Annotated in this window: 14 protein-coding genes; 13 read left to right on the top strand and 1 reads right to left on the bottom strand. The window is 33.9% G+C overall.

Annotated features, from left to right (window positions below; genetic code table 11):
* Positions 1–18 precede the first annotated feature (18 nt).
* Positions 19–213, top strand: a complete 195-nt coding sequence (locus MVE64_RS05455) for a YqzE family protein (protein WP_247344488.1) — start codon at positions 19–21, stop codon at positions 211–213.
* Between the two features lie 140 nt (positions 214–353).
* Here MVE64_RS05455 and MVE64_RS05450 read toward each other — a convergent pair whose 3' ends face one another.
* Positions 354–668, bottom strand: a complete 315-nt coding sequence (locus MVE64_RS05450; protein ID WP_247344486.1) for a DUF3889 domain-containing protein — start codon at positions 666–668, stop codon at positions 354–356.
* Positions 669–792: 124 nt separating this feature from the next.
* Between MVE64_RS05450 and MVE64_RS05445 the strand changes: the two genes are divergently transcribed.
* The 12 genes from MVE64_RS05445 (at position 793) to galE (ending at position 13,555) form a co-directional block, all read left to right on the top strand.
* On the top strand, positions 793–1,023 hold the full coding sequence (locus tag MVE64_RS05445; protein ID WP_247344484.1) for a hypothetical protein: 231 nt from the start codon (positions 793–795) through the stop codon (positions 1,021–1,023).
* Positions 1,020–1,622, top strand: a complete 603-nt coding sequence (locus MVE64_RS05440) for a hypothetical protein (protein ID WP_247344482.1) — start codon at positions 1,020–1,022, stop codon at positions 1,620–1,622. The genes MVE64_RS05445 and MVE64_RS05440 overlap by 4 nt, the downstream gene beginning before the upstream one ends.
* A 1,005-nt stretch (positions 1,623–2,627) precedes the next feature.
* Positions 2,628–3,386, top strand: a complete 759-nt coding sequence (locus MVE64_RS05435) for a hypothetical protein (protein ID WP_247344479.1) — start codon at positions 2,628–2,630, stop codon at positions 3,384–3,386.
* A gap of 26 nt (positions 3,387–3,412) precedes the next feature.
* The gene (locus MVE64_RS05430) at positions 3,413–4,336 is read left to right on the top strand and encodes a tetratricopeptide repeat protein (protein WP_247344477.1); all 924 of its coding nucleotides are present in this window, start codon (positions 3,413–3,415) and stop codon (positions 4,334–4,336) included.
* On the top strand, positions 4,333–6,177 hold the full coding sequence (locus tag MVE64_RS05425; RefSeq protein ID WP_247344474.1) for a DUF2194 domain-containing protein: 1,845 nt from the start codon (positions 4,333–4,335) through the stop codon (positions 6,175–6,177). Before MVE64_RS05430 ends, MVE64_RS05425 begins: the two co-directional genes overlap by 4 nt.
* Entirely contained in the window at positions 6,174–7,613 is a 1,440-nt protein-coding gene (gene pelF, locus MVE64_RS05420; RefSeq protein WP_247344471.1) for a GT4 family glycosyltransferase PelF, read from the top strand. The genes MVE64_RS05425 and pelF overlap by 4 nt, the downstream gene beginning before the upstream one ends.
* Complete coding sequence (pelG, locus tag MVE64_RS05415) at positions 7,576–8,946, top strand: exopolysaccharide Pel transporter PelG (RefSeq protein ID WP_247344469.1); 1,371 nt, start codon at positions 7,576–7,578, stop codon at positions 8,944–8,946. The genes pelF and pelG overlap by 38 nt, the downstream gene beginning before the upstream one ends.
* 194 nt (positions 8,947–9,140) lie before the next feature.
* The gene (locus MVE64_RS05410) at positions 9,141–10,166 is read left to right on the top strand and encodes a hypothetical protein (RefSeq protein ID WP_247344466.1); all 1,026 of its coding nucleotides are present in this window, start codon (positions 9,141–9,143) and stop codon (positions 10,164–10,166) included.
* A 44-nt stretch (positions 10,167–10,210) separates the two neighbouring features.
* Positions 10,211–10,783, top strand: coding sequence for an acyltransferase family protein (locus tag MVE64_RS05405; RefSeq protein ID WP_247344463.1), 573 nt, complete (start codon positions 10,211–10,213; stop codon positions 10,781–10,783).
* Complete coding sequence (locus MVE64_RS05400; RefSeq protein ID WP_247344461.1) at positions 10,719–11,306, top strand: acyltransferase family protein; 588 nt, start codon at positions 10,719–10,721, stop codon at positions 11,304–11,306. The genes MVE64_RS05405 and MVE64_RS05400 overlap by 65 nt, the downstream gene beginning before the upstream one ends.
* A gap of 22 nt (positions 11,307–11,328) precedes the next feature.
* Entirely contained in the window at positions 11,329–12,363 is a 1,035-nt protein-coding gene (locus tag MVE64_RS05395; protein ID WP_247344458.1) for an MJ1477/TM1410 family putative glycoside hydrolase, read from the top strand.
* 145 nt (positions 12,364–12,508) lie between these two features.
* Positions 12,509–13,555: a UDP-glucose 4-epimerase GalE gene (gene galE / locus MVE64_RS05390; RefSeq protein WP_247344455.1), complete on the top strand. Its 1,047-nt coding sequence runs from the start codon at positions 12,509–12,511 to the stop codon at positions 13,553–13,555.
* The last annotated feature ends 46 nt before the right edge of the window (positions 13,556–13,601 follow it).

Genomic DNA, 13,601 nt, shown 5'->3' with positions numbered 1-13,601 from the left:
TAATTGAGGTGTTTTACCTTGTCTACAAATGACTATGTTAAGTATGTTACACAGCAAATAGTAAAATTTATGGACACGCCTAAAGAAACAAGAAAGCAGCAACGACAGGAACGTAAAGATCTTGATGCATCTTCGTCATATTACAGTAATCGTTGGTTAGGTATTTTACCTTTTGCAGTAAGATTGTTAATGAATAAGAAAAAAGATCGATAAAGAATGGGAGAACAGTACAGTCATTTCTGTGCTGTTTTTTTATTATCAACATAAAAATGCTCTGTCATAAAGTGAATTTATATGACAGAGCTAATCTTGTCGACATTATTTTGCAAATATCGAGGAGTGACAGGCACCACTTATGCTTCTGGTACAACCTGAATTTTCTTAATTTCACCAGTATTTGAATCATATGTTATGGTTGTATAGACAGCAAAATCGTCCATACCTTCACGTAATGTTAAGCGGTATTGCTTAACTGTAAAATCCTTTTTCTTTTTGTCCCAAATTTTTTGAGAAAACAATACTTGTGATAGTGGGTAACGTTTTTTTGTTTCTTTTACTGCAACATCTTCCCATGTTTTCTGTGAAACAGCATGAACTTCAGGAGTAAATGAAACCTGTGTTGCTGTTAATCCGTACAGTATTGTAAGAAAAAATATCCATTTCTTCACCTATGAACACCATCCTTGCTACATATTTTTACCAATACATTGAAATTCATACATAGTTTGTAAGGTTTAATCATATGGAGGGAGTAAGAAGGTTGAGAAGAAAATAATAAAGGGGTTAATAGTGATGGCAGGTTTTATTGTGGTATTGATTTTTATAACTCTTCTATTTATTGGTTTAGCAATCGGTATTGGAACAAAGTCGAGGAAAAATAGAAAGAATAGAAATGAGAATGCGTCCTTTATCCCATCATTTTTCATTGGTGATTCCCATGACAAGCAGAATCATCATGATTCAAATGATTCCTCTGACGGCTTTGGAGACTTTGGAGGCAGCGATGGTGGTGGAGGAGATTGAAAAAGATTATTTTCGTGCTTTCTATTATTCTTCTTATTGGGTGCACTTCAGAAACGACTCAATCTGAAATGTTAATCAGTCCAACAGAACTGACGAGCAGAGAGAAATCAATACTGGAAGGAGTAATTGGTCAGGAAATACTTAGTTATGACGTCAGCGCGCTTCCGAATGATTATCAGCTTCGTTTAATTGTTGAACACTATCACAACGGTGAAAAACAAAATCATGTAGCAAATATGTCCAGTTCCATTACAGCAAAAGACAAACCCCATACGCTATTCTTTTCAAGAGAGAGAACGGATGAAGGATATACCATCCACGCATTAGTATTGTCTGAAAATGGTGTGAGCGCAACGGAAGCTTATAAAGAGTATGAATCACAAAATTCATCCTCTCTGTTTAATAAACTTGAGGAAGAGATAAACTTTAATACGAATGAAGAGGTCATTGTAGGGGTAACAATTGAAGATAATGGAAATGAGATCATCACTGGATCTCTTCAAGAAGAAGATCCACGTTTTAAAGAAGTGATATCTAAGTATCAGGATATTTTCGTTTATAAAGTTTCTGTTAGTAAAGATCAAAAGGTCATTAATTGATGGCCTTTTTTTTCGTATCTTAACTATTTTGAAAAATCTTAATTAGGTAACCTGTAAATGGTAATGAAATAGTACGGGGATTTTATTGCTACTTTAATATACTTCTACTTTCTTACTATTGCGTATTAGTGAAAACATTAACGATGAATACCATTCTTGTCCCTATTTTTTTGGAAAAATAAAACATCACTCATATAGTTAACCAAGTAAAAATTCAGGGAAAGATTTCAAGTTATGTTGAAATATTATGTATGAAATAGACCAAAAAAATTTTACAAATTGAAAAGAAAAATTATTGACCACTTAGAAACAATATAATATTATTTTGGAAGTTGAAGATTCATAAAGATAGCTAACAGATACATAAGCTATCTATTTCTTTTTAAGATAATTGTTCTTTATATAGAATTTATTCGGGTATTAAACCTAATAAACAATGTTATTAACGATTATAGGTGTGGACAAAACATGTAAGGAAAATAACGAATTTTGTTTAAAAAAGTTGTAATTAAATGGTATTTAATAATATTGATCTTCATATTATGTCTATTGTATGTGAGAAAAGGTAGTTGTAACAGGGGTTGAAGGTTGTTAGCTGAATAACTTTAAACTTCATAAAGATATTTAATTTTTTTAAAATGATTGGATAGTCGTAGTAATAAAAAAATTTTAATCGTTTGTTCTTTTACGAGAACGAAATAATCGATATATTTATTCGGTGAATCATTCAGTTAATTTACTAAGTTTATTTGAATCCAAAGAATCTTTTTGAGATTAGGTTCTAACATTATTTTCACATAATTATTTATTTTAATGAATTACATACGAGGAGTGAAGAAATGGGTAATGTTTCAAAATTGGATTTCAATAAATGGAGTGAACTGATTGTTTCCTTTTTAGGAACTTTTTGTTATTGATTATTTTTGGACCATGGATGCCACCTTTATCAGACCGAGTATCTTGCTATTGTTTGTTGTGTTGTGTTCCATAAGGTATGGCTTGAAGATGGGGGGATTTTGTTGGGCAGTTTCTGTTATTTATCAACTGGTAGTATCTTACCTTAACGGGTTGGACCTCCTATTATTATTTGTTGATTTTGATCAGGTGAAATGGATTTTCTTAAGCTTGCTAGCTGCTATTATATGTGGAATTTTTCACACAAAATATCAAGAAAAACACCAGATTCAGCAAGAAGAGCTTAGTGAATTAAAACAAGAGTATACCGAACTTAAAGAAACTCTAAATACTTTATATCAGTCAAGAGAACATCTTACCGCTAAAATACTTGGTTTTGAAAAAACGCCAATATATATCTATAACATGATGAAATCTCTTCATCATAATCATCCTGATATAGTGTTAGATCAACTTATAAAAGTTGTTGCTGATTATTTTGGTACAAAACAAGTGGGAATTTATATGTATGACTATGGAACAAATTCCTTAGAGCTTAGTGATTACACTTCTGAGGATTTAACAAAGAATATCTTATTAACTGAGCATTCATACTTTTACAAAAGGCTACTAAAGAAGCAATCTGTTATTTTTAAAAATGTAACTGATGAAGATAATGCGCCGATGATAGCTGGAGTTATTGAGAAGAATGGTGAAATAATGGCTATTCTTTGTGTTAACGAAGTTGCCTTTGATCGTGTAAATGCCTATGAAAGTGAATTTCTTCAATGTTTATTAAACTGGGTTTCAAATTGTCTAGAACATGCAATTAAAGAAAATAATAGCGAATCTGTAAAAGTATATGGATAGTAGATTTTTTCAAAGGAAGGGTTATGATGGAAAATCACATTTTATTTAGCTTTGTCATAGGCTTATTTTTATTAAATTCCATATGTATGTATACCTTTTTTCGATTTACTAAGTCAAAAGTCGAAGACTCAAAGCAAGGATTATTCATTTGGATAACGTGGCTATCATTGCTAATACCGGTAATAGGTCAAATTTTTGGAATAGCATTATGGCTTATGACAAGTAAAAAAATAAATGAACCATTTATTAATTTTGAAGGTAGTTTACTCGATAAAATAGAAAATTTACAAGCATTACGAGAGGTTGCTTCAGGAGATAAAGACGTAATACCTCTTGCTGTTATTATAAAGTCTTCACCTTCTGAAGTTCAAAAAGAATATATCTTAAAAATGAACAAGTTAAAGGTTAATGATAAGGCACGTTTTTTGAATATAGCTCTTGAAAATAAAGATCATGAAATTGTTCATTATGCTGCCACAATGTTCCTTTCTCTTCAAGATCAATATAAAGCAAAAATTGATGGGGCAAGAAAATGCCTGAATAGTAACGAGCTTAACAGCTATCAAAACCTTGTTTATTTCTACCAAGAATATTTGGATAGTGGACTATTAAAAGATCATTTCAAAGTCTCAATAATACAAGAATATAAAAGGCTCCTAGAAAAGAGTATTTTGATTTTTCCTAAGATCATTTTTTTTCAAAATTCATTAGCCAAAATCTACTATGAGCTTGGAGAACTCGAAAAAGCATATGATTTATTTATAAAGATGATACAGAATTTCCCATCAAGCTATGATGGATATATTGGTGCCTTAGGTATTCTTTACGAAAAAAAGCAATGGGGGGAAATGAAGTCATTGATGCATGAAATGAACCAGTCTGTCCAGAAAGAGTGTATACCTCCAGCTATTTCACAAACCATTAAAACATTGGAAGGTAGTTTAGGATGAATAAGAAATTTCTAATGAAAAATATGTTTGCTTTAGGTTTGATAATCTTAGGGATTGTTTTTTTACAGTTTTATCGGCTCGAAAATATTAATGAATATTTTGCACCGATTAAAGTAGCTAAAAAAGAAATTGAAACAATGTCCCATTCCGCAGGCTCTGCTGAGGGAGAAAAAATCAAGATCTTTATCTACCAAGATGGAACAAAGAGATCTCATAAAATCTCCGAAAATCTCAAACACTCTTTAGACTATGCGAAAATACCATATGAAAAAATAACGGATCAGCAAATAGGGAGTTTACAAGCTTCTCCTTATCACCTACTGGTACTAACAGGCCATCAAACTGATTTATTCCCCTACGAAACCATTAGAAATTTTGTTGAAGAAGGGGGAAGACTTGTTATTACAGATCGGATAATAGATGTAAAATGGAATGAATTAGTCGGTATAAAAAGTCAAAAAGGTCTAATGAAGGATCCTATATATGGCTTGCATTTTGAAAAAACGATTTTTCCAGGCTATGAAGATCTTAGTGAAGAGAGTTGGATTGTAGAAAATAAGTCCTTGGATGTTGTTTTGGACAAAGACACAGAAGTCTATATAACAGCAGAAAACACCCCGGTTCTTTGGAAGAATACATATGAAAAAGGAGTAGTTGTTTATTGGAATGCAACAATGTTTCATGAAAAGCATTTTAGGGGATTATTACTTCAATCAATAGGGTTAGCAACGCCTGCATTTGTCACAGCTCAAGTCGGGGCAAAGGTTATGTTTATTGATGATTTCCCTGCACCTGTTCCTGAAGGAAGCTCGAAATCAATATCAAAGGATTATGATCTAACAATCTCTCAGTTTTATAAAAATATCTGGTGGGAAGATATGAAAGAGTTGGCAAAGGACATTGACCTAGCGTATACTGGCCTGTTTATTGGAACATATCGAGATGATGACAAGCTAAAAGCTCAAGATTTAATTTTTAATGGAAGAGAAACAATGACATTTTATGGAAGGCAGTTATTAGAAAATAATGGAGAAATTGGATTGCATGGCTATAATCATCAATCACTAGTAACAGGCAGTGAACCAATGGATTCGTCACTAGGTTATCGTAGGTGGGACAGTCAAGAGCAAATGGAGAAGTCTTTACAAACTGTAAAAGAGTTTTACGATTACTATTTTCCAAACCAAACATTTCAGACTTATGTACCACCATCTAACGTATTAAATAGAACAGGTCTTGATGCAATCGTTAATAAACTGCCTAATATTACAACGATTGCCTCTCTATATGATGGTTCTCTTAGAAAGGGAGATTTTGTCCAGGAATATGAGTTTGATAGAGAATACTCTCATCTTTATCATTTTCCAAGAATAAGTAGTGATTACAACTTTAATAAAGATACTGAATTTGTTATGAAAGATGCCATTGCAAATTTTGGTATGATATCACATTTCATCCATCCAGATGATGTATTAGATCCACGTCGTGCCAAAAAAGATGGCTGGCCAGAAATGAAAGAAAAGTTTTCTCAAACGTTTAAAGAATTGAAAGAATTGTATCCACACTTAGAGCCACTAACTGCACAGCAAGCAACGGAAAAAATGATTCATTATCAAGAAGCAACATTAGATGTTTCATATACACCTGAATCTATTATTATTCAAGGGTCTAACCTATTAAACCCAACAACTCTATTAGTAAGACTAGAGCAAGGGAAGAAGCTGCAAACTGGATCATTTCAATTTGGTGAGGTAAGGGAATTTGATACTTCCTCAAGGTTATATGCTGTAAAACTTACAAAACCTGAAGCAAAATTGGAAATAAGGGAGAATGCACAATGAAAATAGGGATTGTTGCAGAGGGAAGCTATCCTTATGTAAGCGGTGGTGTTTCAAGCTGGATTCATATGTTAATAGAAAGCATGCCACAACATAAGTTTGAGATCATAGCCATATCGGATAAGGCTAGGAAAAAATCCGACTATAAATATTCACTGCCATTCAATGTGTGCGGGATAACAAATATAAATCTTAATGAAGTATCCACTAGACTTGTACGAAAACCGCAGTTATTGAAAAATGAACAAGAAAAAATTCGAGAGTGGCTTGCTAGCAATAGTTTTCGTGAAGATGTGTTGATGTTACTAGGAGACCGGAGAAAGGTGGGAACTAGTGAACAATTTTTAAATAAATTTCCTCTATTTTGGTCTTTTATCGTTGACACTTATCAAAAGCAATATAATAATAGCTCGTTTTTAGACTTCTATTCAATGTGGAAGTCAATGCTATCACCAGTTCTTTCTCTACTTCAGCAGGATTATCCTAAGGTCGATATTATTCACTCGGTTTCCACAGGCTATGCTGGTTTAGTGTCATCTTATATAAAAGCAACTCAACAAATACCATTTATTTTAACTGAGCATGGTATGTACTCAAGGGAACGGGAAGAAGAAATTTTAAAATCAAATTGGGTGAAAGATGATTTTAAAGAAACATGGATTCAGTTCTTTTATTATCTTTCTAAAATTGCCTATTATCATGCTGAAGACATTATTACCCTTTTTAAACGAAACAGTCAATTTCAGGAGCTATCCGGTGCACCTAGGGAAAAATTAAAGATTATCCCAAATGGTGTTCATTATCATAAATATGCAGCCATAAAAAGAGAAAAACCAGACCGTAAATTACGAATTGGAGCTATTGTCCGAGTTGTTCCGATTAAGGATATTAAAACAATGATTCAAGCGGCAAAATATTTAAAAGAAGATAACATTCCCATTCAGTTATTTATTATGGGACCGGTAGAGGAAGATGAAGAATATACACTTGAATGTGAACAGCTTATTGTTACTTTAGGTTTAGAAGAGGAGGTTGTTATAACAGGAAAGGTGAATATTACTGATTATTTGCCGTCATTTGATGTGTGTGTGTTAAGCAGTATTTCTGAGGGGCAGCCTTTGGCCGTATTAGAAGGAATGGCAGCAGCTATTCCATGGGTTGTAACAGATGTTGGCTGCTGTGCAGAATTAATAAAAGGTCATCATTCTTCGGAACAAGCCGGTTTTGTTGTACCCCCTGTTAACCCGAGAAAAATGGCGGAAAAACTAAAGTGGTTTTATCGAAATCAGGAAAAAGCTACGATATTCGGTTTGAATGGCCAAAAAAGAGTAAAGGAATTCTATCAAATTGACCAAATGATCTATGAATACAGCAAACTATACCAAGAAAGGGGGCAAGAAATTGGCCGGAATCGGATTTCACCTCCAGGAGTTGTTTAAGAAAGATTACTATTCATCAAGAATGAAAGCATACAGCGTTGCTGGTTTAACAACTGCAGGACCATGGATCGTGATGACTATTACGATGGGAATTCTGCAATGGATCATCAATCAGTTTTCATCAATTACAACGGAAGAAAGAGAAATCTTTATATTCTCTGTATCTTATTGTTTCATCTTTTCGCAATTAATCTTTAGTACACAACAGTATACTGCAACAAGATATTTATCTGATCTTCTTTACAGCAAAAAGGAAGAAAATGTTTTTCCATTATTTTTAGGAGTTACGAAGGTTATCTCGGTGCTTGCTTTGCTACTATGGATTGTTTTTTACGCAATTTCCCCATTACCATTTCTATATAAACTAATCTTATTATTCTTATTCTTAACAACGAATTTAATATGGATTATTCTACTATTTCTATCTGCAACAAAAAATTTTAAATCAATTGCCTGGGCATTTCTTATAGGCGGAGTTACATCGGTACTTGCTACATTGCTAATCTGCTTGAACGAAAATCTTCTTACAGCAAATGTTTCTTTTTCGCTAGTTCTGTTATCTGCGTTTACATTTGGAATGATTCTTACACTTTTTTTATTAATGTTGACATTATTAAAAACATTTCCAGAATGTAGTTCAAAGGGGCAATTTGATTATCTCTCCTATTTTGAACGCTTTCCTTCTCTGTTTTTTATTGGGGTATTTTATAATCTGGGTATATGGGCGTGTAATTGGGTAATTTGGTTCGGCGAAGGAGCAAAAATCGTTGCTGGATCTTTCATTGTTCATCCAATATACGATATGGCGTTGTTTTGGAGCTACTTAACGATTTTACCTACGATGGTTTTAATTGTTATTTCAATTGAGACAAGATTTTATCGGAAATATAAGTTATTTTTTAACTATGTTAATAAAGGCGGCACATTAGCACAAATTAGAACCGCAAAAAAGAAAATGTTTAATGTGTTATTTCAGGAAATTCAAAAGGTACTTCGTTCTCAGTTGATCATTACACTAATAGTCGTGATGACAGCTGGACCAATCTTTAGAATGTTATCTTTTGATGAAAAATTCATTCATATCTTCCGCATAACAGCTTTTGGAGCTTTTGCGAATGGAATGTTGTTAGTAATCCTATTAGTGCTGCTTTATTTTGAAGATCGAAAGGGCGCCCTATATAGTTCGTTTGTATTTTTTAGCCTAAATCTAGCTGGTACTGTTATTCTATTACCAGGCGGCTATCAATATTATGGGCTTCAGCTTTGCGTTTGGGGCTATCGTCAGCTTTGTGTTTGCGATCGTTCGACTTCTGTACTATTTGAATTCGATTGAATATCATGCATTTTGTGGGCAAGGTATTCATATTAAAACAACTTTAAACAGATTCCATCGTTTTGGTAAATGGTTGGAAAAGAATCAGTTCATTTAAATTTTTGGAGAAGGAGGTATTGCATTGAAATGGAAGATGTCGACCACAAGAGATAAAAAACCAAATGTTGTCACACAACCTATAAAAGAGGGCTTGTTTGTATTACGGATATCCTTCTTCATTTAGTGGAACTTGGAACAATGACGATTGTGCAGAGCTATTCTCTCAATATGATCTTGTTGTTTGGGGGGATTTTTATCAACATCCACATCATGAGGATTACGCTAATGCAAAAGAAATTTCCCGGAAAATGCTTCAGAAAAACAAAAAACTTGAGTTTTTCGGATATGTTCCAATTGGGCTAGACTCATCTGTGGCAGATTCGAATTTAAGTTTAACAGAAATAAAGAAACGCATAGACGAGTGGGAAGAGCTTGGTGTAACCGGAATTTTTTTAGATGAGTTCGGGTTTGATTATTTTGTCACTAGGGAAAGACAAAACGAAATTGTTAAGTACTGCCATCAAAAAGGGTTAACAATCATTGCAAATTCATGGAGAATTGATTATGTTTTCTCAAAAAGCAATATCTATTTAGATTGGATCGATTTCAATGGTAACCAGAACAACTTAGAGCCATTGCTAAATAGCAATGATTATATTTTGTTTGAAAACGCCTGGTATTACATACACGAAGACGGAACACAGGCTGTTTCACATAAAGATCCTTGGAGTGATCAAACTCGCATGTGGGAAGCTTATCGGTATTATCATGAACAACATTCTGACTATAATGGAAGAACGTATTATGAACAGTTTCAGACAAAAACATTTGCATTAGATGCATTGAAAAGTACAGAGAAAAAAGAGATACGTAATAAATGCTATAAACAGGGATTATTAGCCTCAATCATGTTTAATATGGATGCCTATTGTGCAAGTACAGAAAATTGGGCGGCAAATGGAAAATATATACGCTATGAGTCTAGAATTTTTAGTCAGTTAGCAATAGGAGAAAAACATGTTGTAAAACCACAAAAATTGAATGGGGCGACTTTCTTTAATAAGTTTACGGCAAAAATCGGCAGTGATACATTGGAGCTTATTTGGGACCAGGACCATGATGTGCCGCATAACCCTGAACAAGGAATGCACCAGATTAGGTGGAACAAAACCATTTTTTAAAACTTTTACATGCCAACACAATGATAGAAGGAGATCATGTAATCATGAGGAAAAAATTAGTGTTAATTCAGTTTTCAAGAGCTCTGGTTCCCCTAATGGTTATGCTTTTTCATGTGTCACTAACAATGAACGACTATTTTGATTTTAACGTATTAGGTCTCTGGATGCTCCCAATGTCAGGGGGAGTTAATTACTTTTTCGCGTTATCTGGGTTTATGATTTATTACATTTATAGAAAAAATCTAGGACAGCCAGATCAGTTGAAAAATTTCCTGCTTAATCGTTTTATTCGAATTTATCCACTCTATTGGCTGTTAACATTAGTGTTATTACCGTTTCTATTTATTTATCCTTGGTATGGAGCAGGACATGAAACCGAGTTAGAATCAATACTTACTTCGTTTCTCCTAATTCCGAACTCAAGTGAGCTAGAACCAATCTTAATCGTTGCTTGGTCATTACGACATACTGTGTTTTTCTATTTAATGTTCTCGTTGCTGTTTGTACCGAAGCCAATTATTTCAAAGTCAGTGCTCGGTCTCTGGGCTTTTTGTGACAATTTCTTATGCATACGGACCATTAGATCTTCATCATTACTGGTTACATTTTATCTTTGATCCGGTAAGTTTGATCTTCTTAGGTGGAATTCTATGTGCTTATCTGATTACTAAGATTAGCGTATATCCTTTCATCTCTGTTTTATTATCAGTGATAGGTTTATTAGGCTTTCCGTTTATGTGGGTCAATTCTGTATATGAGTTGGTGAACATTGGATATGATACTGGAATAAGTTTAGCATCTGTTTGCCTTATCTTTGGTCTTGCTTCTATTGATATGGTAAAGGATATAAAAATTCCGAAGTTCTTTAACTACTTGGGAAATGCTGCGTTTTCTATCTATTTATCGCATATTATCATTTTAGATTTCCTTGCAGAGCTTTTTGACAAATATTCAGTTTATCAGAAGCTAGGAGGCTGGATGACGAGTTGTGTGCTTCTTGTGATTATGCTGATAGGAGGATGTCTAGTTCACTCATACGTTGAAAAGCCGTTGATTCAAAAATTAAAGAAAGTCTTCATCAAGAAGAAAACAAAAACGAACAAGGATCCAGAAATAAAGCTTGTCGCAAAAGAAGTTTAAGTTGTTTGGAGGTCAAGAATGAGTGTACCTTAAGAAAATCACAATTTTCACCCTCGTCATTTTACTAGTTGGATGTAGTAGTATAGAAAATATGATAAAAAGAGATGTTGTAAAACATGTAGAACTAACAACATCAGAAGTGCAAAAATATAACCAGTCTAAATGGTTATATCAACTGCAAAAATTAGATGTTAAGGAAACAGATGGAGAGAATTTTTCTTTTGCTGTCGTAGGGTCAGAACTTGGTGGAAAGAACGGGAAGAAATTATCGCAAAAGGAAGTTCAGTATTTGAAGGATAACGGAATGACCCCGGTTGCCTACCTAAGTATTGGTGAAGCAAGTTTTTATGAATGGTTTTGGAAAGAAGAATGGGGAAGCTTTAGTGAAGGAGCCGTTCAAGTCACAAATGAAGCACCTTCTTGGCTTGGAAAAGTTCCAAATAAAGATTGGCCAGAAGGAGTAAAGGTTCGCTATTGGGATAGTGAATGGTGGGAAATTATTAAAACTCAGCTTGATTTTATAATAGCTTCTGGGTATGAGGGAGTGTACCTTGATATTGTGGATGCCTTTCAATATTGGGGCAATGATGGGACATATGGTGAAGATAATGAAGAAAGATTTGAAACAGATCCTCTTAACGAGGAAGAAGCAGCTGATAAAATGATGAAGCTTATTGAAAATATATCAATCTATACGAAAGCAACGAACAGTGATTTCCTGGTTTTTCCTCAGAATGGAGAAAGTATTGTTCAATATGATGACGATCAGTCATTTTTACATGCAATTGATGGCATTGGACTTGAAGATCTTTGGTTTAATGAGGAAGATTTAAGCATCTATACAGAAAATAGATTGCCTTATATAAAGAAGTTTTCGGAAGCAGGGAAAATTGTTCTGTCTGTTGACTATGTTGATGACGGTGAAGGCTATGAAGGTGAGAATGAGGATAGAATTAATTATTATTTGCGTGAATGTTTAGCGGCTGGATTTTATTGTTATCCGGCTTTGAGTGATCGGGAGTTGGATAGGACATGGGGGATAGAGGGATTAAAATGAATTTATTGAAATAAAAGTGTTTTTGTTCTTTATAATGAATTTATAAATGTTATAATAGGGATATTAATGTTGTGCATTTTGCCTTATACGTTTCACCAACCATTTTTGTTCTTTATTAAGAAAATAATTTTGGAGGTAATCACCTATGTCTATTTTAGTAACAGGTGGAGCAGGTTATATTGGATCTCACACATGTGTGGAACTATTGAAAGAAGGATACGATATTATTGTTCTAGACAATCTATCAAATAGTAAACCCGCATCACTAGATCGAATTAAAGAAATAACGGGAAGAGATTTTTCATTCTATCAAGTAGATCTTCTAGATCGAGATGGTGTGCGAACTATTTTTAGAGAAAACGAAATCGAAGCAGTTATCCATTTTGCTGGACTAAAGGCTGTTGGAGAATCAGTCAGTATTCCACTACATTATTATCATAATAATATTACTGGTACACTTGTACTATGTGATGTTATGGAGGAATTCGGTGTTTACAATATGGTGTTTAGCTCATCAGCAACTGTGTATGGAACACAGGAACAAGTTCCATTAACCGAGAACCTTCCCTTACAAGCAACAAACCCGTATGGCAGAACAAAATTAATGATAGAAGAGATTTTACGAGATTTATATATATCAAACTCAAAATGGAGTATTGCGCTGTTACGTTATTTTAATCCAATTGGTGCCCATTCAAGTGGTTTAATTGGGGAAGACCCTAATGGAATTCCGAACAACCTTGTACCGTACATCACTCAAGTTGCAGTAGGAAAGCTGCCAGAATTAAAAGTATTCGGAAATGACTATTCAACAAAAGATGGAACAGGAGTAAGAGATTATATCCATGTAGTTGACCTATCGATAGGTCATTTAAAAGCGTTGGATAAGGTGCTAACTGAGACTGGAGTTCATGCTTATAACCTTGGAACAGGTTGTGGATACAGTGTAATGGAAATGATTAAAGCGTTTGAAGAGGTAACTGGAAAAGAGATACGATATCAAGTCACCAACAGAAGACCGGGTGATATAGGGATAAGCTACGCTGATCCAGCGAAAGCGAAAGAAGAATTGAATTGGGTTGCTGGGAAAGGGCTTTTGGAGATGTGTAAGGACTCATGGAGATGGCAATCGTTAAATCCGAATGGGTATGAGGAAGAGTCTAGATTAGGACTTGAAATAGGTGTGAGATAAATGAAATAAAAAGCCATGGTATGTTAATGTACCATGGTTTCAACTT

This window comes from Metabacillus endolithicus, assembly GCF_023078335.1.
GTDB classification, from domain to species: domain Bacteria; phylum Bacillota; class Bacilli; order Bacillales; family Bacillaceae; genus Metabacillus; species Metabacillus endolithicus.
Note: the sequence above shows the minus strand (reverse complement) of the source record. Positions and strands in the feature narration are given on the sequence as shown.